General features: G+C 44.3%; 34 protein-coding genes. 3 read left to right on the top strand and 31 right to left on the bottom strand.

Features of this window, described 5'->3' with window-relative positions; genetic code table 11:
• Together Q0976_RS12315 and Q0976_RS12320 are read right to left on the bottom strand one after the other, a co-directional pair.
• The gene (locus Q0976_RS12315; RefSeq protein WP_299494138.1) at window positions 1-936 is read right to left on the bottom strand and encodes an NACHT domain-containing protein; all 936 of its coding nucleotides are present in this window, start codon (window positions 934-936) and stop codon (window positions 1-3) included.
• A gap of 72 nt (window positions 937-1,008) precedes the next feature.
• Entirely contained in the window at window positions 1,009-1,191 is a 183-nt protein-coding gene (locus Q0976_RS12320) for a DUF262 domain-containing protein (RefSeq protein WP_299494139.1), read from the bottom strand.
• A 595-nt stretch (window positions 1,192-1,786) separates the two neighbouring features.
• Here Q0976_RS12320 and Q0976_RS12325 point away from each other — a divergent pair.
• The 3 genes from Q0976_RS12325 (at window position 1,787) to Q0976_RS12335 (ending at window position 2,675) form a co-directional block, all read left to right on the top strand.
• Window positions 1,787-1,954, top strand: a complete 168-nt coding sequence (locus Q0976_RS12325; protein ID WP_299494140.1) for a hypothetical protein — start codon at window positions 1,787-1,789, stop codon at window positions 1,952-1,954.
• Between the two features lie 198 nt (window positions 1,955-2,152).
• The gene (locus Q0976_RS12330; RefSeq protein WP_299003359.1) at window positions 2,153-2,401 is read left to right on the top strand and encodes a type II toxin-antitoxin system Phd/YefM family antitoxin; all 249 of its coding nucleotides are present in this window, start codon (window positions 2,153-2,155) and stop codon (window positions 2,399-2,401) included.
• Window positions 2,391-2,675 carry a type II toxin-antitoxin system RelE/ParE family toxin gene (locus tag Q0976_RS12335; RefSeq protein WP_299494141.1) on the top strand — a complete coding sequence of 95 codons (285 nt, stop codon included), beginning with the start codon at window positions 2,391-2,393 and terminating at the stop codon, window positions 2,673-2,675. Before Q0976_RS12330 ends, Q0976_RS12335 begins: the two co-directional genes overlap by 11 nt.
• A 416-nt stretch (window positions 2,676-3,091) precedes the next feature.
• Here the strand turns inward: Q0976_RS12335 and Q0976_RS12340 are convergent, their stop codons facing one another.
• The 29 genes from Q0976_RS12340 to rpsJ form a co-directional block, all read right to left on the bottom strand.
• Window positions 3,092-3,736 (bottom strand): DUF6624 domain-containing protein, encoded by a 645-nt coding sequence (locus Q0976_RS12340; RefSeq protein WP_299494142.1) that lies wholly within the window; start codon window positions 3,734-3,736, stop codon window positions 3,092-3,094.
• A 342-nt stretch (window positions 3,737-4,078) separates the two neighbouring features.
• Window positions 4,079-4,471: a 50S ribosomal protein L17 gene (rplQ, locus tag Q0976_RS12345; RefSeq protein WP_298773372.1), complete on the bottom strand. Its 393-nt coding sequence runs from the start codon at window positions 4,469-4,471 to the stop codon at window positions 4,079-4,081.
• Between the two features lie 39 nt (window positions 4,472-4,510).
• Window positions 4,511-5,500 (bottom strand): DNA-directed RNA polymerase subunit alpha, encoded by a 990-nt coding sequence (gene rpoA / locus Q0976_RS12350; protein WP_298773374.1) that lies wholly within the window; start codon window positions 5,498-5,500, stop codon window positions 4,511-4,513.
• Window positions 5,501-5,524: 24 nt separating this feature from the next.
• On the bottom strand, window positions 5,525-6,145 hold the full coding sequence (gene rpsD, locus Q0976_RS12355; protein ID WP_298773376.1) for a 30S ribosomal protein S4: 621 nt from the start codon (window positions 6,143-6,145) through the stop codon (window positions 5,525-5,527).
• Between the two features lie 35 nt (window positions 6,146-6,180).
• A complete protein-coding gene (rpsK, locus tag Q0976_RS12360; RefSeq protein WP_012153476.1) occupies window positions 6,181-6,573 on the bottom strand; it encodes a 30S ribosomal protein S11 in 393 nt (130 codons plus the stop codon).
• Between the two features lie 17 nt (window positions 6,574-6,590).
• Window positions 6,591-6,947 carry a 30S ribosomal protein S13 gene (rpsM, locus tag Q0976_RS12365; protein ID WP_012153475.1) on the bottom strand — a complete coding sequence of 119 codons (357 nt, stop codon included), beginning with the start codon at window positions 6,945-6,947 and terminating at the stop codon, window positions 6,591-6,593.
• A gap of 111 nt (window positions 6,948-7,058) precedes the next feature.
• The gene (gene rpmJ / locus Q0976_RS12370) at window positions 7,059-7,172 is read right to left on the bottom strand and encodes a 50S ribosomal protein L36 (RefSeq protein ID WP_006083579.1); all 114 of its coding nucleotides are present in this window, start codon (window positions 7,170-7,172) and stop codon (window positions 7,059-7,061) included.
• 23 nt (window positions 7,173-7,195) lie between these two features.
• Window positions 7,196-8,536, bottom strand: coding sequence for a preprotein translocase subunit SecY (gene secY / locus Q0976_RS12375; RefSeq protein ID WP_298773385.1), 1,341 nt, complete (start codon window positions 8,534-8,536; stop codon window positions 7,196-7,198).
• Window positions 8,537-8,543: 7 nt separating this feature from the next.
• The gene (rplO, locus tag Q0976_RS12380; RefSeq protein WP_299494143.1) at window positions 8,544-8,978 is read right to left on the bottom strand and encodes a 50S ribosomal protein L15; all 435 of its coding nucleotides are present in this window, start codon (window positions 8,976-8,978) and stop codon (window positions 8,544-8,546) included.
• A 1-nt stretch (window position 8,979) separates the two neighbouring features.
• On the bottom strand, window positions 8,980-9,162 hold the full coding sequence (rpmD, locus tag Q0976_RS12385) for a 50S ribosomal protein L30 (RefSeq protein ID WP_298773387.1): 183 nt from the start codon (window positions 9,160-9,162) through the stop codon (window positions 8,980-8,982).
• A gap of 6 nt (window positions 9,163-9,168) precedes the next feature.
• Complete coding sequence (gene rpsE / locus Q0976_RS12390) at window positions 9,169-9,672, bottom strand: 30S ribosomal protein S5 (RefSeq protein ID WP_298773389.1); 504 nt, start codon at window positions 9,670-9,672, stop codon at window positions 9,169-9,171.
• A gap of 12 nt (window positions 9,673-9,684) precedes the next feature.
• On the bottom strand, window positions 9,685-10,035 hold the full coding sequence (rplR, locus tag Q0976_RS12395; RefSeq protein ID WP_299494144.1) for a 50S ribosomal protein L18: 351 nt from the start codon (window positions 10,033-10,035) through the stop codon (window positions 9,685-9,687).
• A gap of 10 nt (window positions 10,036-10,045) precedes the next feature.
• Complete coding sequence (gene rplF, locus Q0976_RS12400; protein WP_299494145.1) at window positions 10,046-10,579, bottom strand: 50S ribosomal protein L6; 534 nt, start codon at window positions 10,577-10,579, stop codon at window positions 10,046-10,048.
• A 10-nt stretch (window positions 10,580-10,589) separates the two neighbouring features.
• A complete protein-coding gene (gene rpsH / locus Q0976_RS12405; RefSeq protein ID WP_299494146.1) occupies window positions 10,590-10,982 on the bottom strand; it encodes a 30S ribosomal protein S8 in 393 nt (130 codons plus the stop codon).
• Window positions 10,983-11,006: 24 nt separating this feature from the next.
• Window positions 11,007-11,312, bottom strand: a complete 306-nt coding sequence (rpsN, locus tag Q0976_RS12410; protein WP_298773397.1) for a 30S ribosomal protein S14 — start codon at window positions 11,310-11,312, stop codon at window positions 11,007-11,009.
• Between the two features lie 10 nt (window positions 11,313-11,322).
• Window positions 11,323-11,862 (bottom strand): 50S ribosomal protein L5, encoded by a 540-nt coding sequence (gene rplE, locus Q0976_RS12415; RefSeq protein ID WP_298773399.1) that lies wholly within the window; start codon window positions 11,860-11,862, stop codon window positions 11,323-11,325.
• A gap of 12 nt (window positions 11,863-11,874) precedes the next feature.
• Window positions 11,875-12,189 carry a 50S ribosomal protein L24 gene (rplX, locus tag Q0976_RS12420; protein WP_298773400.1) on the bottom strand — a complete coding sequence of 105 codons (315 nt, stop codon included), beginning with the start codon at window positions 12,187-12,189 and terminating at the stop codon, window positions 11,875-11,877.
• An 11-nt stretch (window positions 12,190-12,200) separates the two neighbouring features.
• Window positions 12,201-12,569 (bottom strand): 50S ribosomal protein L14, encoded by a 369-nt coding sequence (gene rplN / locus Q0976_RS12425; RefSeq protein WP_298773401.1) that lies wholly within the window; start codon window positions 12,567-12,569, stop codon window positions 12,201-12,203.
• A gap of 181 nt (window positions 12,570-12,750) precedes the next feature.
• Window positions 12,751-12,999: a 30S ribosomal protein S17 gene (rpsQ, locus tag Q0976_RS12430; protein ID WP_299494147.1), complete on the bottom strand. Its 249-nt coding sequence runs from the start codon at window positions 12,997-12,999 to the stop codon at window positions 12,751-12,753.
• Window positions 12,999-13,190, bottom strand: coding sequence for a 50S ribosomal protein L29 (rpmC, locus tag Q0976_RS12435; protein WP_012144642.1), 192 nt, complete (start codon window positions 13,188-13,190; stop codon window positions 12,999-13,001). Before rpmC ends, rpsQ begins: the two co-directional genes overlap by 1 nt.
• Window positions 13,190-13,600: a 50S ribosomal protein L16 gene (gene rplP / locus Q0976_RS12440; RefSeq protein WP_020912144.1), complete on the bottom strand. Its 411-nt coding sequence runs from the start codon at window positions 13,598-13,600 to the stop codon at window positions 13,190-13,192. The genes rpmC and rplP overlap by 1 nt, the downstream gene beginning before the upstream one ends.
• Window positions 13,601-13,611: 11 nt before the next feature.
• A complete protein-coding gene (gene rpsC / locus Q0976_RS12445) occupies window positions 13,612-14,301 on the bottom strand; it encodes a 30S ribosomal protein S3 (protein ID WP_298773406.1) in 690 nt (229 codons plus the stop codon).
• A gap of 9 nt (window positions 14,302-14,310) precedes the next feature.
• A complete protein-coding gene (gene rplV / locus Q0976_RS12450; RefSeq protein WP_248942525.1) occupies window positions 14,311-14,643 on the bottom strand; it encodes a 50S ribosomal protein L22 in 333 nt (110 codons plus the stop codon).
• A gap of 15 nt (window positions 14,644-14,658) precedes the next feature.
• Window positions 14,659-14,937, bottom strand: a complete 279-nt coding sequence (gene rpsS, locus Q0976_RS12455; RefSeq protein ID WP_006083596.1) for a 30S ribosomal protein S19 — start codon at window positions 14,935-14,937, stop codon at window positions 14,659-14,661.
• 11 nt (window positions 14,938-14,948) lie between these two features.
• Window positions 14,949-15,776, bottom strand: coding sequence for a 50S ribosomal protein L2 (rplB, locus tag Q0976_RS12460; RefSeq protein WP_299494148.1), 828 nt, complete (start codon window positions 15,774-15,776; stop codon window positions 14,949-14,951).
• A 16-nt stretch (window positions 15,777-15,792) separates the two neighbouring features.
• Window positions 15,793-16,095 carry a 50S ribosomal protein L23 gene (gene rplW, locus Q0976_RS12465; protein ID WP_298773414.1) on the bottom strand — a complete coding sequence of 101 codons (303 nt, stop codon included), beginning with the start codon at window positions 16,093-16,095 and terminating at the stop codon, window positions 15,793-15,795.
• Window positions 16,092-16,697 (bottom strand): 50S ribosomal protein L4, encoded by a 606-nt coding sequence (gene rplD, locus Q0976_RS12470; RefSeq protein ID WP_299494149.1) that lies wholly within the window; start codon window positions 16,695-16,697, stop codon window positions 16,092-16,094. Before rplD ends, rplW begins: the two co-directional genes overlap by 4 nt.
• Window positions 16,698-16,713: 16 nt before the next feature.
• Window positions 16,714-17,352, bottom strand: a complete 639-nt coding sequence (gene rplC, locus Q0976_RS12475; RefSeq protein WP_299494150.1) for a 50S ribosomal protein L3 — start codon at window positions 17,350-17,352, stop codon at window positions 16,714-16,716.
• Window positions 17,353-17,379: 27 nt separating this feature from the next.
• A complete protein-coding gene (gene rpsJ, locus Q0976_RS12480) occupies window positions 17,380-17,691 on the bottom strand; it encodes a 30S ribosomal protein S10 (protein ID WP_005503530.1) in 312 nt (103 codons plus the stop codon).
• Window positions 17,692-17,706: the final 15 nt, after the last annotated feature.

Genomic DNA, 17,706 nt, shown 5'->3' on the forward strand with positions numbered 1-17,706 from the left:
TTAAGGGCGCTCAATCCGATAGCGAACGAAGTCAAACTTGTTATCAAACTTATCTATCCACTCACTGAAAGTGACGCCATCAAACACTGCTGATTTTCGAGAAGTAATAATTATTTTTGAGCGCCCTTCCAGTAGCTCACTAATAGTTTCAAGCATGGGCTCTGCATTCTCATAATCTTCATCTGCTTCGATTTTTTGAGTATCAGAAAGAAGCTCATCAAACCCATCTAGAACCATGACAATACGACCATTCTTAAGTTCGTATTCCACGATGTCTGAATTTACTTGATTAAACGCCCTGTCCACTTCGCGTATAAAAACATGACTAAAAATTCGTGCTTGACGGTCTCTAGAGAATTCGGTAAAAAACGGAATTGGGCTTTGATCATCTGAAGCTAATTTATCTATTAGCTCATATGCCGTACAGGTTTTACCGAATCCAGCTGGTGCTTCGATAAGAATTAGCTGAGCAGAGTCATCATTTAAACGAGATATGATATCTTCAATGATATCAGGCGAGCATTCTGCGTTTTTATTGGTGATCGCATATGGTGCGTTTATATAATGATACGACATATCATCATTTTTCTGAGGGTATATTCGCATAACAGATGCTACGTATTCACGATAGTCACTGCGAATGCGATTTCGCCAAGAAATAACATCAAAAAAACCTTTAAATAGCCCTTCTTCTATATCTTCTAAGTTCGAGTATTCTGTAATTTTCGCAGATATCCCTAACGTGTTAAGACTACTTATTTTTTCTTGTATCATGGCCTCATCGTTAGAGTTGTTTGCTATCTTGACTACTTCAGCATTATGGAAGAACCCAGAGCGAAACGTAAAAGTAAGATAAGAATGATTTGAGTACTGTTTCTTGTATTCAAACCCGTACGTTCTATATTTTTCGATAACTTGACTAGCGCAAAGATCCATCTGAAATACTCATTGTATAGTTTTCACCCAAAAGCGGGTGCTATCAAAATATGGCTTTACAGTTACTGCGATTTAACACAAAACATGTAATCCCTCTTCATCAAGTCCATTAATGTCATTCCATAGATCTTCCCATTGCTCAATATCCCACGCGTAATCACGCTGAAACCTAGGAACTATATATTTACTTGAGCCACCTATAAGCTCATTAAAATTTTCATTTTTAGGTTCCATTAACATGAACTGTTTTGCCATATATCTTTCCTAGAAAAATAACCAAATGAATGAATAATATCCAAATAATTAGGTGATTACATCAGGATTAAGTACTAATAAGATTTTAATTCTCTTGATGAGATTAAAAATTAAATACCGACATCAGCACAAAACAAAAATAAGCTTTGCCCTTCCCATCGAAGTTACCGAAAGACGTATTTCAAAATATCGTAAGATGAATATGGATATTCATCTAGTTTTCGAGGGGCAGGACGCCCCATCGGAAACGTTAGACTATTTTTAACGGAGTATGAGGAAAATTAACTTCGTCTGGGCGTCATGGTGGATGCAAGAGGGCGAAGGCCATAATTATGGCCTTTTTGAGCGACAAATACGGATATTTGGCTGGCTTTTGAATAAGGATATCCTTAGGACGAGCAGTCCTTCTTGCCCCAGTGTGGATGGGAATCCACGACTTTAGCCCGCTGCAAGCGATTAATAACAATGAAACTTCGACTAACAACACACTCTACACCTGTCACCGAAGCCCCCCCTCAGCTTTGATCTTTGCTGTTCAATCCAGTGTAAGTGAACTAGAGGGCTTCAATTTCAAGGATGAAATTGCAGAGCGCCCATGGATGGGTTTACAGCGTCCCGAGAGTTACTTGCACATAAACCTGCGGTAGCAATTAATACCAATGAGGTTATGGTTAACGGCAAGCTCACTCATTATACTGAGAACGTTATCAACTTTCGTTTGAAAGATTACCAGTGTGAATCGAAACTCACGATCACCCATTAAGCGAAGCTTAATACTCAAAGTGTCACCAGCCTTCAATGATCTTTGACAGATGGCCGCAGCGCTGGCTAACCCTCCACCTAAGCCCCCTTGTACTCCCATTAACTTGCCGCTAAAATGAATAATACGAAGACTGATTTAAAGACTTATTTAAAGACTTATTTAAAGACTTATTTAAAGCACCATTAGAGGAGCGACTTAATGACCACTCGAATTTTAGCTGATGTGGCTGCCAGCATTACCGAATTAAAAGCCAACCCAATGAAAGTGGCGACAAGCGCTTATGGTGAACCTGTTGCCGTGCTAAATAGAAATGAGCCAGCATTCTATTGCGTACCCGCTGAAGCTTATGAAATGATGATGGATAAAATCGAAGATCTTGAGCTGCTTATTATTGCAAAAGAGCGTCAATCTGAAGAAAGTATTGCGGTCAATATTGATGAGCTATGATCTCGAATTCAAAAAGAGTGCGCTCAAAGAATGGCAAAAACTTGGCTCTACTTTACAACAACAATTTAAAAAAAAATTAGCTGAGCGCTTAACCAATCCTCATATCCCTGCCGCGAAGCTTTCAGGTGGTGATAATCTGTATAAGATAAAACTCAAACAATCAGGCTATCGTCTGGTATACCAAGTCCAAGATAAAAGCATCATTGTCACCGTAATCGCTGTCGGCAAACGCGAGCGAAGTGATGTGTACCTAAAAGCGATAAAACGCTTATAGAACAGCTCATGTCTATATTATTTTCCTCACCCAATACCAACCTTCTCTTTCAAATCATAGCCAATTGATCTAATTGATACTTCGGATAAAAAACAAACCGAAGAAACCCCCGCTGCTTTGATCTATGCTTGTCTCTTGATTTTAGAACCCCGTGTAGATGCAGCGGTACGCCTTCGACTTCAAGGATGAAGTCGTAGAGCGCTCAGGGAAGAGTTCATAGCGTGCTACAGATGCATCTGCACATAAACCTGCGGTAGCAATGAATATCAATGAGGTTATGGTTAACGGCAAGTTCATTCATGACACCAAGAAACGTGATCAACTTTCGTTTGAAAGCTGACCTATTTTTCTGCTGTTAGAAATCGATACCTCCCTGCTTAAAATACACTTAAAATTTTTAAAACAATCATTTAGCATTAATGAGCCGTTGGGCCGGAAGAAAAAAATTGAAGTGAGTCTGAAAGTGAAACTAAACCCAACTGTGAACGACGAAAATCCACGTTTTCAGGATCTTGAATATTCATCAATACATAATGCCCATTTTCTTCATGCAATACAGTACCATAGTACTGTGGCAAACCTTTTTCCATCTGAACCAAATCATATAACACTGCAAAATCTTGACCAGACAGCTCTTTGAGCTGGTAGAGCTGTTTAATCACAAGCAACATTTGTTGTTTAAAATCGGTATCATAGTTATTTGAGATCAATTGCACTAATGCACTTAGCCCATCCTTACCTATATCTGCGGAAGTCAGCAAGGCGTGTTGAGAGAAAATACTCTTTATTTTTGCAACTTGTTTATCCGTTAATGCCACTAACTCACGCTCAAGCTCAGTGATATAGCCCTTGTCACATGCTTGATAATCTTGTTGTGCTGATTTAATCACTTTCTGCTGCAGCCTTTGGTTGGTTTGATACATATCCAGTAAAACCTGCCTCAGCTCAGGATAATTAACCTTAGCATTAGTATCAGGCAGCTGAGCAAGACTGCAACCTTGCATGAAAACCAGACAAAAGCATAAAAAAGCGGAACGATGAAACTTTCTGATGAACAACATAGACTAAGATTTCCCTATCAGTTATTGATTGACTACACTCACTGAAAACAAGTACAAGATACACCTTGTGCTTTCATGTTTAATATTTAAACACTAAATAAAAATCTGCAATAAGACCTTAGTAAAAACTATGTTATTTCAATAATATATTGATAAGAAAATCAATACACACTAAAGCAAGTACTCCTAACACTATCTGAGTACGCACTCATACTCTTCTATTAAGCCTTTAAGCGCAGCTTAACCGTTAAAAATATAATTGACCTTCATTTGAAGGTAAGCTGCATTTTGACCATAAAAAAAGGCCGAGCTAAGCTCGACCTTTTTTAACTGAATTCCTAGTTACTCAGCGACTTCAACGTCAGCTTCAGCAACATCAGCACGACCTACTAGTTCAATATACGCCATAGGCGCTTTATCACCAGTACGTAAACCGCACTTAAGGATACGGGTGTAACCGCCAGGACGTTCCTGGAAGCGTGGACCCAATTCATTAAATAGCTTACCTACGACTTCTGCGTCGCGAGTACGAGCAAACGCCAAACGACGATTTGCAACGCTATCACTTTTAGCAAGTGTTATCAGAGGCTCAACTACGCGACGCAGTTCTTTCGCTTTAGCTACAGTAGTTTTGATCACTTCGTGACGAACTAATGAGCTTGCCATGTTACGGAACATAGCTTGGCGATGACTGCTGTTACGGTTTAGTTGACGACCACTCTTACGATGGCGCATGACCTAATCCTTATTACCTAAATCTGTACAAATCTGGACTTAAAGGTCGTCTGCTAAACTGGCTGGAGGCCAATTTTCTAGACGCATACCTAACGACAGTCCGCGAGACGCTAACACATCCTTAATTTCGGTAAGAGATTTCTTACCCAAGTTAGGTGTTTTCAGCAACTCAACTTCAGTGCGCTGTACCAGATCTCCGATGTAATGAATCGCCTCGGCTTTCAAACAGTTAGCCGAACGTACAGTTAGCTCTAAATCGTCGACAGGACGCAACAGAATCGGATCGAACTCCGGCTTCTCTTCCTTCTCAACTACCTCAGTGACATCACGAAGTTCAACGAACGCATCTAGCTGTTCAGCTAAAATAGTGGCTGAGCGACGAATAGCTTCTTCAGGATCAAGAGTACCATTGGTAGTCATGTCGATCACAAGCTTGTCTAAGTCAGTACGCTGTTCTACACGAGCCGCTTCTACATTGTAGGCGATACGTGCAACAGGAGAAAACGAAGAATCCACCAACAAACGGCCGATAGGACGATCATCGTCTTCAGTTTGTGCGCGAGCTGATGCTGGCACATAACCACGACCACGTTCTACACGGATCCGCATGCTGACATCATTATTACCTGTTAAATGACAGATAACATGGTCAGGATTCATGATAGTGACATCACCATCATGCGTGATATCTGCTGCAGTAACAGGGCCTGCGCCTGACTTACTTAACGTAAGCATAGCCTCGTCTTTCCCTTCGATCACAACAGCTAAACCTTTCAGGTTTAGAAGGATCTCAAGGATATCCTCTTGCACGCCTTCCTTGCTGCTGTATTCGTGCAGTACACCATCAATCTCTACTTCGGTAACCGCGCAGCCTGGCATTGACGACAATAGGATACGACGCAACGCGTTACCTAAAGTGTGACCAAAACCGCGTTCTAGGGGCTCCAGTGTCACTTTGGCACGTGTTGGATTAACCTGCTCGATATCAACGAGACGCGGTTTAAGAAATTCTGTAACAGAACCCTGCATTGTGTCCTCTCTTTTGTGTTAACTTTACTTAGAGTAAAGTTCGACGATCAGCTGTTCGTTAATATCCGCAGACAAATCACTACGCTCAGGAATGCGCTTGAAAGCACCTTCCATCTTAGTGGTATCTACTTCAACCCATGTTGGCTTTTCGCGCTGAGCCGACACTTCTAAAGCAGCCTTAATACGGGCTTGCTTCTGTGACTTCTCGCGAATGCTCACGACATCATTCGCAGACACTTTGAATGATGGAATGTTGACAACGCTGCCGTTAACCATAATAGACTTATGACTAACTAGCTGACGTGATTCAGCACGTGTAGCACCGAAACCCATACGATAAACGACGTTATCTAGACGAGTTTCCAAAAGTTGTAACAAGTTTTCACCTGTATTGCCTTTAATACGTGCAGCATCTTTGTAGTAGTTACGGAATTGCTTTTCTAGCACACCGTAAGTACGACGAACTTTTTGTTTCTCGCGTAGCTGAACGCCATACTCAGACAGACGGGTCTTACGAGCGCCGTGTTGTCCAGGTGCAGTTTCAAGCTTACACTTCGAATCAATTGCTCTCACACCGCTTTTTAGGAAAAGGTCTGTACCTTCTCTGCGGCTGAGCTTGAGCTTGGGACCCAAGTATCTTGCCATGTTCTTTCTCCAACTATCCTATTAAATGCGGCGTGTTATACGCGACGTTTCTTAGGAGGACGACAACCATTGTGAGGGATAGGCGTCACATCGGTAATATTGGTAATTTTATAACCAACCGAATTTAGTGCACGAATCGCTGATTCACGCCCTGGACCTGGACCCTTCACAAAAACCTCTAGGTTTTTAACACCGTAGTCCTGAGCAGCAGTACCTGCGCGCTCAGCAGCAACCTGTGCAGCAAACGGAGTAGATTTACGTGAACCACGGAAACCTGAACCACCTGATGTTGCCCAAGACAGTGCATTACCTTGACGATCGGTAATGGTGATGATTGTGTTGTTGAAAGACGCATGAATGTGCGCCATGCCATCAGCAACCTGTTTACGTACGCGCTTACGCGGAGAACGTGACGGAACTTTAGCCATATTGGTTTACCTTCCCGTTACTTTCTAATTGGTTTACGTGGACCTTTACGCGTACGCGCATTGGTCTTAGTACGTTGCCCACGAAGGGGCAGGCTACGACGATGGCGAAGGCCACGGTAACAACCAAGGTCCATAAGACGCTTGATGTTCATGGAAACTTCACGACGTAAATCACCTTCTACGATGTAGTTGGCGACTTCTTCGCGTAGAGTATCAATTTGAGCTTCGCTCAATTCCTTGATCTTAGCATCTTCAGCGATTGAAGTAGCCGCGCAAATAGCTTGTGCGCGAGTACGACCAATGCCGTAGATAGCAGTCAATGCAATGACTGTGTGCTTTTGATCAGGAATGTTAATGCCAGCGATACGGGCCACTATGCACTCCTCAAGTTAAAGGTCATCTGTGAAAAGCCCGGTAGGATACTCGACAGACGACAATTTAGCAAATAATATTTGATCAGCCCGAACAGGGCTGACCAATTTTTTTTAGCCTTGACGCTGTTTGTGTTTAGGTTCAACACAAATCACGCGAACAACGCCACTACGCTTTACGATCTTGCAATTACGGCAGATCTTCTTCACGGAAGCTCGAACTTTCATTACATCACTCCGTAAAAGCTAGCTTATCGACCAAAGCGATCTAAATTCGCTTTGTTCACTAGGTTAGCTTTCTTCATTACAGAATCATATTGATGAGACATCATATGAGTCTGAACTTGAGCCATGAAGTCCATGATTACGACTACCATAATCAGTAGTGAAGTACCGCCAAAATAGAACTGTACTTTCCACGCAATTAACATGAACTCCGGAATTAAACAGATAAAGGTAATGTATAACGCGCCTGCTAATGTCAAACGAGTCATCACTTTATCAATGTAACGCGAAGTCTGTTCTCCAGGACGTATCCCGGGAATGAACGCACCACTCTTCTTCAAGTTATCTGCTGTCTCACGTGGGTTAAACACCAACGCTGTATAGAAGAAACAGAAAAAGATAATTGCTGTCGCATACAATAATGAGTACAGCGGTTGCCCTGGTGACACAGCCAGTGAAAAATCACTTAACCATGACATGGACTCATTTTGACCAAACCACTGAGCCAGTGTGCCTGGGAACAAAATAATGCTGGACGCAAAAATAGGGGGGATCACACCCGCCATATTTAATTTAAGTGGTAAATGCGTACTTTGTGCAGCAAACACCTTACGGCCTTGCTGACGTTTTGCATAGTTAACAACGATACGACGTTGTCCACGCTCAACGAATACCACAAAATATGTTACAGCGAAAACAATCACTGCAAGTAACAACAATACTAGTACATTCAAGTCGCCTTGACGCGCCTGTTCAGCCGTTTGGCCGATAGCAGATGGTAGACCGGCAACAATACCTGCGAAAATCAATATCGAGATACCATTCCCTATGCCTCTCTCGGTAATTTGCTCACCTAGCCACATCAGGAACATGGTTCCTGTCACTAGACTCACAACTGCGACAAAGTAAAAACTAAAGCCTAAGTTTACCACTAAACCTGGCACTAAGTTTGGTAACCCTGTTGCAATACCAATTGCCTGGAACGTGCCCAGAACCAACGTGCCGTACCTAGTATATTGACTGATTTTCTTTCTTCCAGACTCGCCTTCTTTTTTTAGCTCAGCGAGTGCAGGATGAACCACAGTCAATAATTGCATGATAATCGATGCCGAAATATACGGCATAATACCTAATGCAAAGATAGAAGCACGTTCAAGGGCACCACCAGAGAACATGTTAAACATGCCTAGGATGGTCCCCTTTTGCTGATTGAACAGCTCTGCTAATACAGCGGCGTCAATACCAGGAATCGGTACAAACGATCCCGCCCTAAAGACGATTATTGCACCAATCACGAACAGGAGGCGAGCTTTCAGTTCTGAGAGTCCACCCTTCGTGCTTTTTGTATCAAGTCCTGGTTTTGCCATCGACGTATTATTCCTCGATCTTACCGCCGGCAGCTTCAATCGCTGCACGAGCACCTTTAGTTACCTTAAGACCTTTTACGGTCACTGGGCGTTCAATGGTACCTGAAAGAACGATTTTAGCAAACTGTATGTTGCGAGTAACTAAATTCGCATCTTTCAGCGCATTAAGGTCGATAACATCACCGTTAACTTTTGCCAATTCGCTCGTGCGAACTTCTGATGATACTAACGCTTTACGCGAAGTAAAACCAAATTTAGGCAGACGGATTTTAAGTGGCATTTGACCACCCTCAAAACCGACACGAACGCCGCCACCTGAGCGAGACTTTTGTCCCTTGTGACCACGACCGGCTGTCTTACCTAGGCCAGAACCAATACCGCGACCTACACGCTTAGCTGTAGATTTTGCACCTGCAGCAGGTGATAGAGTATTTAGACGCATCTTATTCCTCCACCGAAACCATGTAGTAAACCTTATTGATCATACCGCGAACAGAAGGAGTATCTTCTAATTCAACAGTGTGATTAATACGGCGTAAACCAAGACCAGTCAACGTTGCACGATGCTTAGGCAAACGTCCAATTGAACTTTTAGTCTGAGTTACTTTTAAAGTTTTAGTAGCCATGGTGTATTAACCTCGAAGTTCATCAACATTCAGGCCACGCTTAGCTGCGATTTGTGATGGTGACTTCATGTGCACCAACGCATCGACAGTTGCGCGAACGATGTTGATCGGGTTAGTAGAACCGTATGCTTTCGACAGTACGTTATGAACGCCTGCTACTTCCAATACGGCACGCATAGCACCACCGGCAATAATACCAGTACCGTCAGATGCAGGTTGCATGTAAACACGCGAACCAGTGTGACGTCCCTTAACAGGGTGATGCAAAGTTCCACCATTCAATTCAACGTTAACAATGTTACGGCGAGCCTTTTCCATTGCTTTTTGAATTGCGGCAGGCACTTCACGCGCTTTACCATAGCCGTAACCGACTTTACCGTTACCGTCACCCACTACAGTTAATGCAGTGAAACTGAAGATACGTCCGCCTTTTACAACTTTAGAAACACGATTCACTGCAACTAATTTTTCTTGCAGATCGTCTTTCTGTTGAGCTTCAAATTTAGCCATTCTTATAACCCCTTAGAACTGGAGGCCAGCTTCACGAGCGGCGTCAGCTAATGCTGCAACACGACCGTGATACTTGAAACCGGAACGATCGAAAGCGACGCTAGTAACACCTTTTTCAACGGCGCGCTCAGCAACGGCTTTACCGACTGCTTTAGCTGCATCAACGTTACCGGTGTACTTTAGTTGCTCTGTTACCGCTTTTTCAGCAGTAGAAGCTGTCGCCAAAACCTGTGCAGTAGGACTAATGACCTGTGCATAGATGTGACGTGGTGTACGATGTACAACCAGACGATTAACGCCCAGCTCTTGGATCTTCTTACGGGCGCGAGTTGCGCGGCGTAAGCGAGATGTTTTCTTATCCATATCGCGTTACCTACTTCTTCTTAGCCTCTTTACGGCGTACTTGTTCGTCAGCATAACGAACACCTTTACCTTTATAAGGCTCTGGTGGACGATAGCCACGAATGTTTGCAGCAACCTGACCCACTAACTGCTTATCGGCACCTTTCAGTACGATTTCAGTTTGTGAAGGACATTCTGCTGTTACGCCCGCGGGTAGTTCATGTACTAAAGGATGTGAAAAACCTAAAGTCAAATCAATGCCTTTACCGGCGATTTTCGCACGGTAACCAACACCAATTAACTGTAATTTCTTCTCGAAACCTTGAGACACACCTATAACCATGTTGTTAACCAGTGCACGAGCAGTACCTGCTTGTGCCCAAGCGCCTGCGACGCCTTCAACTGGTGCAAAAGTGATTTTATCACCTTCAACAACTAGGTTTACCGCACTGTTAATCACTCGAGTCAAAGTAGATTTGCCGCCTTTAACGGTAATCTCTTGATCTTTCAAGCTCACCTCTACGCCAGCTGGAATAGATACGGGTGCTTTTGCAACACGTGACATACCTAGCTCCTTACGCTACGTAGCAGATAACCTCACCACCCATGCCTGCTTGGCGGGCGGCACGATCGGTCATCAAGCCTTTAGAAGTGGAAACAATTGCGACACCTAGACCGCCCATCACCTTAGGAAGTTCGTCTTTACCTTTGTAAATACGAAGACCTGGGCGACTAACGCGCTGGATAGTCTCAACGACTGGTTGCCCTTGGAAATACTTTAACGTAATTTCCAGTTCAGGCTTAGCTTCATCTGCTACGGCGTAGTCTGAGATGTAACCTTCTTCTTTAAGTGTTTTCGCGATAGCGATTTTTAACTTAGCTGAAGGCATCTTCACAGATACTTTGTTAGCAGCTTGGCCGTTACGAATACGTGTTAACATATCCGCAATAGGATCTTGCATGCTCATATTAGCTTACTCCGTGACAAGTGCTTACCAACTAGCCTTGCGAAGGCCAGGAACCTCACCGCGCATAGTCGCTTCACGTAATTTAATACGGCTTAAGCCGAACTTACGTAAGAAACCATGTGGGCGACCCGTTTGACTACAACGATTGCGTTGACGCGCAGCGCTAGAGTCACGTGGTAGACCTTGCAGCTTAAGAACGGCATCCCAACGATCTTCATCAGACGTTGTTGGGTTGCTAATGATAGCCTTAAGTGCCGCACGCTTTTCAGCGAACTTTGCCACGAGCTTGGCACGTTTTACTTCACGTGCTTTCATTGAACTTTTTGCCATTACGCTACCCTTATTTCTTGAATGGGAAGTTGAATGCGCTTAATAAAGCACGTCCTTCTTCATCATTCTTCGCAGAAGTAGTGATTACAATATCCATACCACGGATCTTATCGATTTTATCGTATTCGATCTCAGGGAAGATGATTTGCTCACGTACACCCATCGCATAGTTACCACGGCCATCGAATGATTTAACACTCAGACCACGGAAATCACGAATACGTGGGATTGCGATATCTACTAAACGCTCAAAGAACTCCCACATGCGTTCGCCACGCAGGGTTACTTTACAGCCGATAGGGTAGCCTTCACGGATTTTAAAACCAGCCACTGACTTACGAGCGACAGTCACAACTGGCTTTTGACCAGCGATAGCAGTCATGTCACGAAGCGCATGCTCCATAACTTTCTTATCTGCTACAGCTTCGCCAACACCCATATTCAGGGTGATCTTTTCAATCCGAGGGACTTGCATGACACTGGTAAAACCGAACTTTTTCATAAGTTCAGGACTAACAGTCTCTTGATATTTATCATGCAGTTTCGCCATCGTTTACTCCAATTACTTAACGAGTTCACTGTTCGATTTAAAGAAACGGACTTTTTTCCCGTCTTCAAATCGGAAACCAATACGATCCGCTTTGCCAGTGGCAGAGTTGAAGATCGCTACGTTTGATGCTTGTATAGCGGCTTCTTGTTCAATAATACCACCAGTCACACCCAGTTGTGGGTTAGGCTTTTGGTGTTTCTTAACAAGATTGATGCCTTCTACCATCAATTTACCAGTAGGAAGAACTTGAGAAACCTTACCGCGTTTACCCTTGTCTTTCCCTGCTAGTACAATTACTTCGTCTTCGCGACGTATTTTAGCTGCCATTTTGAAGCTCCTTACAGTACTTCTGGTGCCAATGAGACAATTTTCATGAACTGCTCTGTACGCAATTCACGTGTCACTGGTCCAAAGATACGAGTACCAATCGGTGCAAGGTTTGCGTTAAGCAATACCGCTGCATTCCGATCGAAGCGAATGACAGAACCATCTGGACGACGTACGCCTTTCTTAGTACGGACTACCACCGCGTTATACACATCACCTTTCTTCGCTTTACCGCGAGGAATTGCTTCTTTTACAGAAACTTTGATGATGTCGCCGATACCGGCATAACGACGATGAGAGCCACCCAAGACCTTAATACACTGAACTCTACGAGCGCCACTGTTACAGGCGACTTCAAGAGCCGATTGCATTTGGATCATTTTAAGTGCTCCGCTATCGTTACTTCATAATCCCAACAATTGGGTCTAATTATTACACGCTTTTTCAATCAATTTTATCGAAAAAGGCGCGCAAGTATAACACCCGAAATTAGGAATAGATAGTACTAAAAAATAAACGACCCCGGAAATGGAGCCGTTTAACTATTTTACCTAATCGAAATTAGGCCTTTGATACTACTTCAACCAGGGTCCAAGACTTAGTCTTAGACAGCGGACGGCATTCGCGAATAGTCACGACATCGCCAGCATTACACTGATTTTGTTCGTCATGTGCATGGATCTTTGTAGTACGCTTAAGGAACTTCCCATATAGAGGATGTTTCACTTTACGTTCAATAGCAACAGTAATGGACTTGTCCATTTTGTCGCTAAGTACACGACCTTGCAAAGTACGGATTTTATCAGACATTATGCACCCGCCTTAGAAGTAATAATGGTCTTAACGCGCGCAATGTTGCGACGCACGATTTTAAGCTGATGAGTCTGAGTTAACTGACCAGTGGCGTGTTGCATACGCAGATTAAACTGCTCACGCAGCAGACCAAGCAGTTCAGCGTTCAGTTCTTCAACGCTCTTTTCTGTTAGTTCGCTCGCTTTCATTACATCACCGTCTTAGTTACGAAAGTCGTCTTCAGAGGGAGTTTAGCAGCAGCTAAAGCAAACGCTTCACGCGCTAACTCTTCAGATACACCATTCATCTCATAAAGGACTTTACCAGGCTGGATCTGACAAACCCAATATTCAACGTTACCCTTACCTTTACCCATACGCACTTCAAGAGGCTTAGAGGTAATTGGCTTGTCAGGGAAAACGCGGATCCAAATCTGACCTTGACGTTTAATGTGACGTGTCATCGCACGACGCGCAGATTCAATCTGACGTGCTGTAAGTCGACCACGACCTACCGCTTTCAGACCGAATTCACCGAAGCTGACTTCAGTGCCGTTCGCAAGACCGCGGTTACGGCCTTTGAACATTTTACGAAACTTCATTCGTTTTGGTTGCAGCATTGCCGGCTCTCCTATTTACCGCGAGACTTACGCTTAGGCTGCTGTTTCGGCTCTTCGTGCTGAGGAACGATTCCATCTAGGACTTCACCTTTGAAGACCCAAACTTTAACGCCGATCACACCATATTGAGTGTGACTCTCAGCTGTCGAATAGTCGATATCAGCACGCAGAGTATGTAGAGGTACACGACCTTCACGATACCACTCAGAACGTGCAATCTCAGCTCCACCTAGACGGCCACTCACTTCAACTTTGATACCTTTAGCACCAAGACGCATAGCATTTTGTACAGCGCGCTTCATCGCACGACGGAACATAACACGACGCTCTAGTTGAGAAGCGATGCCTTCGGCAACTAACTTCGCATCTAGCTCTGGCTTGCGGATTTCAGCGATGTTGATTTGAGCTGGAATACCAGTCAACTTAGCAACTTGGTTGCGTAGCTTCTCAACGTCTTCGCCTTTCTTACCAATCACAACACCTGGACGGGCTGTGTGGATAGTAACACGAACACTTTTAGCTGGACGCTCGATAACTATTTTAGAAACTGACGCTTGCTTAAGTTTCTTTTCTAGAAACTTACGCACTTCCCAGTCACTGCTCAAGTTCTTGGCATAGTCTGACTTATCAGCGTACCAGGTCGAGATCCAAGGCTTAGTGATACCCAGACGGATACCATTAGGATGTACTTTCTGTCCCATTGCTAACTCCTAGCGATCTGATACAACCACAGTAATGTGGCTGGTACGCTTGATTATGCGATCAGCACGGCCTTTAGCACGTGGCATGATACGCTTCATGGTTGGACCTTCATCAACTAAGATGGCGCCAACTCGTAGCTCGTCAATGTCAGCACCTTCGTTGTGCTCAGCATTAGCGATAGCAGAGTCGAGTACTTTTTTAACAAGTACAGCGGCTTTCTTAGGGCTGAAAGTCAAAATTTCGAGAGCCTTAGCAACAGGCAGGCCTCGGATTTGATCTGCAACCAAACGGCACTTTTGAGGCGACGTACGGGCAAAACGATGTTTAGCTAAAACTTCCATCTTATTCCTCCCGTATTAACGCTTCTTCGCTTTCTTATCTGCAGCATGGCCGCGATAAGTGCGAGTTGGTGAAAATTCACCAAGCTTGTGGCCGATCATTTCGTCAGTTACGAACACAGGTACATGCTGACGACCATTATGGACAGCGATGGTCAACCCAATCATATTAGGGATGATCATAGAGCGGCGAGACCAAGTCTTAATAGGCTTTTTGTCACCCGCTTCCATCGCTTTCTCTACCTTCTTCAGCAAGTGCAGGTCAATGAATGGACCTTTCTTGAGAGAACGTGGCATGGCGAATCCTCTTACTTTTTATTGCGACGACGTACAATGTACTTGTCGGTGCGTTTGTTACTACGAGTCTTATAACCCTTAGTAGGCTGACCCCATGGAGACACAGGATGACGACCACCAGAAGTACGGCCTTCACCACCACCATGTGGGTGATCTACTGGGTTCATTGCAACACCACGAACTGTCGGGCGTACGCCTCTCCAGCGTTTAGCACCTGCTTTACCTAACTGGCGTAGCATATGCTCGGCGTTACCAACTTCACCCAATGTCGCGCGGCAATCAACTGGCACTTTACGCATTTCGCCAGAGCGAAGACGTAGAGTGGCATATGCGCCATCACGAGCAATAACTTGTACGTAAGCACCTGCAGAGCGAGCGATTTGAGCACCTTTAGCAGGCTTCATTTCAACTGCGTGCACTACGCTACCCACAGGGATATTGCGTAGAGGCAGAGCATTACCAGTCTTGATTTCAGCATCAATACCTGATTGGATTGCATCGCCAGCTTTCATGCCTTTAGCGGCAAGAATGTAACGACGCTCACCATCAGCGTATAGTACCAATGCGATGTTAGCTGTGCGGTTTGGATCATATTCCAAACGCTCAACTTTCGCAGGGATACCATCTTTATTACGCTTGAAATCGATGATACGGTAATGCTGCTTATGACCACCACCTACGTGACGGACAGTGATACGACCGGTATTATTACGGCCACCACTTTTAGATTTTTTCGCCAACAGGCCTGCAAAAGGTTTCCCTTTATGCAAATCGCTGTTCACCACTTTAACTACGTGGCGACGACCTGGAGAGGTTGGCTTACACTTAATAACTGCCATGATAATTCTCCTTTGCTTACTCAGCGCCGCCGACGAAATCGATGTCAGCACCTTCAGCTAAAGTCACATAGGCTTTTTTCCAATCGCTACGACGACCCATACGGGCACCGTGACGCTTAGTTTTACCTTTGTTAACCAAAGTGCGAACTGAATCAACTTCAACTTCAAATAACGTGGCTACTGCAGCTTTAACTTCAGCTTTAGTCGCATCGATAGCGACACGGAAAACAACCGTGTTGTTCTTCTCAGCATTAACAGTGCTCTTTTCAGAGATGTGTGGCGCTAGAATAACTTTTAGCAAACGTTCTTCGCTTATCATCCTAGCATCTCCTCAATTTGCTTAATCGCTTCTGCAGTAACAAGGACTTTGTCGAAAGCGATAAGGCTAACTGGATCAATACCAGCAACATCGCGAACGTCAACTTTGTACAAGTTACGAGCGGCTAAGAATAAGTTCTCGTCAATTTCTGGAGTCACAATCAACACGTCTTGTAATTCCATTGTGTCTAATTTTGCTTTCAGCTCTTTTGTTTTAGGAGCTTCAACGCCAAATGACTCAACAACAATCAGACGGTCTTGACGTACCAATTCAGATAAAATGCTTTTCAGCGCTCCGCGGTACATCTTTTTGTTAACTTTTTGGCTGTGATCCTGAGTTTTAGCAGCGAAAGTTACGCCACCACCACGCCAGATTGGGCCTTTAACGGTACCGGCACGTGCACGGCCAGTTCCTTTTTGACGCCAAGGCTTTTTGCCAGAACCAACAACTTCTGCGCGAGTTTTTTGAGCACGAGTGCCCTGACGCGCGTTTGCAGCATATGCTACAACTACCTGATGAACCAGTGCTTCATTAAAGTCACGGCCGAAGGTAGTTTCGGAAACTTCAAGAGCACTCTGTGCGTCTTTCAATACCAATTCCATTACTATCTCCTCAGACCTAAGCTTTAACGGCAGGTTTGATGATCAGGTCGCCATTAGTGGCACCCGGAACCGCACCCTTAACCAATAGCAAGTTACGTTCAGCATCGACACGTACAATGTCAAGATTCTGTGTCGTAACACGCTCTGCACCCATGTGGCCTGACATTTTCTTACCTTTGAAAACGCGACCAGGTGTTTGGTTTTGACCAATAGAACCGTTGGATCTATGTGCCAGTGAGTTACCATGAGTCATGTCTTGGGCATGGAAGTTCCAACGCTTAATACCGCCTTGGAAGCCTTTACCTTTAGATTGACCAGTAACATCAACTTTCGCTACATCAGCGAAGATATCTACATTTAGCTCAGCACCAACTTCAACGCCTTCGCCTTCACCATCTGCCAAACGCACTTCCCACAAACCACGACCGGCTTCAACGCCTGCCTTAGCAAAGTGACCTGCTTCTGGTTTAGTGATGCGATTAGCTTTTTTGGTACCAGTAGTAACTTGAAGTGCACGGTAACCGTCAGTTTCCAAAGTTTTCACTTGGGTAACACGATTAGCAGCAATTTCAATTACTGTAACAGGTATAGACGCCCCATCTTCATTGAAGATACGAGTCATACCTACTTTACGACCGATAAGACCGATAGCCATCTCTCAAACCTCTTCTAAGGATCTCAATTAACCTAAGCTAATTTGAACGTCAACACCCGCCGCAAGATCAAGACGCATTAATGCATCTACAGTCTTCTCAGTCGGCTCTACGATGTCAACAAGACGTTTGTGAGTACGAAGTTCGTACTGATCACGCGCATCTTTATTAACGTGTGGAGAAGTCAAAATGGTATAACGTTCTTTACGCGTTGGCAGTGGAATTGGACCACGTACCTGTGCGCCTGTACGCTTAGCAGTTTCAACGATTTCCGCAGTAGACTGATCAATTAAACGATGATCAAATCCTTTTAAGCGGATACGGATTCTTTGGTTCTGCATTGACCAGAGCTCCTA

The sequence above is a fragment of the uncultured Shewanella sp. genome, from assembly GCF_947501665.1.
Taxonomy (GTDB): Bacteria; Pseudomonadota; Gammaproteobacteria; order Enterobacterales; family Shewanellaceae; genus Shewanella.

Coding starts and splice junctions, on each gene's coding strand:
- rplP (WP_020912144.1), bottom strand. CDS start 13,600: ATGCTGCAACCAAAACGAATGAAGTTTCGTAAAATGTTCAAAGGCCGT.
- rplR (WP_299494144.1), bottom strand. CDS start 10,035: ATGGATAAGAAAACATCTCGCTTACGCCGCGCAACTCGCGCCCGTAAG.
- rplB (WP_299494148.1), bottom strand. CDS start 15,776: ATGGCAGTTATTAAGTGTAAGCCAACCTCTCCAGGTCGTCGCCACGTA.
- rpsC (WP_298773406.1), bottom strand. CDS start 14,301: ATGGGACAGAAAGTACATCCTAATGGTATCCGTCTGGGTATCACTAAG.
- Q0976_RS12335 (WP_299494141.1), top strand. CDS start 2,391: ATGAGCTATGATCTCGAATTCAAAAAGAGTGCGCTCAAAGAATGGCAA.
- rpmJ (WP_006083579.1), bottom strand. CDS start 7,172: ATGAAAGTTCGAGCTTCCGTGAAGAAGATCTGCCGTAATTGCAAGATC.
- rpsS (WP_006083596.1), bottom strand. CDS start 14,937: ATGCCACGTTCTCTCAAGAAAGGTCCATTCATTGACCTGCACTTGCTG.
- rpsD (WP_298773376.1), bottom strand. CDS start 6,145: ATGGCAAGATACTTGGGTCCCAAGCTCAAGCTCAGCCGCAGAGAAGGT.
- rpmC (WP_012144642.1), bottom strand. CDS start 13,190: ATGAAAGCGAGCGAACTAACAGAAAAGAGCGTTGAAGAACTGAACGCT.
- rpsH (WP_299494146.1), bottom strand. CDS start 10,982: ATGAGCATGCAAGATCCTATTGCGGATATGTTAACACGTATTCGTAAC.
- rplQ (WP_298773372.1), bottom strand. CDS start 4,471: ATGCGCCATCGTAAGAGTGGTCGTCAACTAAACCGTAACAGCAGTCAT.
- rpoA (WP_298773374.1), bottom strand. CDS start 5,500: ATGCAGGGTTCTGTTACAGAATTTCTTAAACCGCGTCTCGTTGATATC.
- rpsJ (WP_005503530.1), bottom strand. CDS start 17,691: ATGCAGAACCAAAGAATCCGTATCCGCTTAAAAGGATTTGATCATCGT.
- Q0976_RS12340 (WP_299494142.1), bottom strand. CDS start 3,736: ATGTTGTTCATCAGAAAGTTTCATCGTTCCGCTTTTTTATGCTTTTGT.
- rplE (WP_298773399.1), bottom strand. CDS start 11,862: ATGGCGAAACTGCATGATAAATATCAAGAGACTGTTAGTCCTGAACTT.
- rpsQ (WP_299494147.1), bottom strand. CDS start 12,999: ATGTCTGATAAAATCCGTACTTTGCAAGGTCGTGTACTTAGCGACAAA.
- rpsE (WP_298773389.1), bottom strand. CDS start 9,672: ATGGCTAAATTTGAAGCTCAACAGAAAGACGATCTGCAAGAAAAATTA.
- rplN (WP_298773401.1), bottom strand. CDS start 12,569: ATGATCCAAATGCAATCGGCTCTTGAAGTCGCCTGTAACAGTGGCGCT.
- secY (WP_298773385.1), bottom strand. CDS start 8,536: ATGGCAAAACCAGGACTTGATACAAAAAGCACGAAGGGTGGACTCTCA.
- Q0976_RS12315 (WP_299494138.1), bottom strand. CDS start 936: ATGGATCTTTGCGCTAGTCAAGTTATCGAAAAATATAGAACGTACGGG.
- rplF (WP_299494145.1), bottom strand. CDS start 10,579: ATGTCACGTGTTGCAAAAGCACCCGTATCTATTCCAGCTGGCGTAGAG.
- rplW (WP_298773414.1), bottom strand. CDS start 16,095: ATGATAAGCGAAGAACGTTTGCTAAAAGTTATTCTAGCGCCACACATC.
- Q0976_RS12320 (WP_299494139.1), bottom strand. CDS start 1,191: ATGGCAAAACAGTTCATGTTAATGGAACCTAAAAATGAAAATTTTAAT.
- rplX (WP_298773400.1), bottom strand. CDS start 12,189: ATGGCAGCTAAAATACGTCGCGAAGACGAAGTAATTGTACTAGCAGGG.
- rplO (WP_299494143.1), bottom strand. CDS start 8,978: ATGCGTCTAAATACTCTATCACCTGCTGCAGGTGCAAAATCTACAGCT.
- Q0976_RS12325 (WP_299494140.1), top strand. CDS start 1,787: ATGGATGGGTTTACAGCGTCCCGAGAGTTACTTGCACATAAACCTGCG.
- rpsN (WP_298773397.1), bottom strand. CDS start 11,312: ATGGCAAAAAGTTCAATGAAAGCACGTGAAGTAAAACGTGCCAAGCTC.
- rplV (WP_248942525.1), bottom strand. CDS start 14,643: ATGGAAGTTTTAGCTAAACATCGTTTTGCCCGTACGTCGCCTCAAAAG.
- rplC (WP_299494150.1), bottom strand. CDS start 17,352: ATGGCTATCGGTCTTATCGGTCGTAAAGTAGGTATGACTCGTATCTTC.
- Q0976_RS12330 (WP_299003359.1), top strand. CDS start 2,153: ATGACCACTCGAATTTTAGCTGATGTGGCTGCCAGCATTACCGAATTA.
- rpsK (WP_012153476.1), bottom strand. CDS start 6,573: ATGGCTAAAGTTCCGTCACGTTCTCCGCGTAAGCGCGTACGTAAACAG.
- rplD (WP_299494149.1), bottom strand. CDS start 16,697: ATGGAATTGGTATTGAAAGACGCACAGAGTGCTCTTGAAGTTTCCGAA.
- rpmD (WP_298773387.1), bottom strand. CDS start 9,162: ATGGCTACTAAAACTTTAAAAGTAACTCAGACTAAAAGTTCAATTGGA.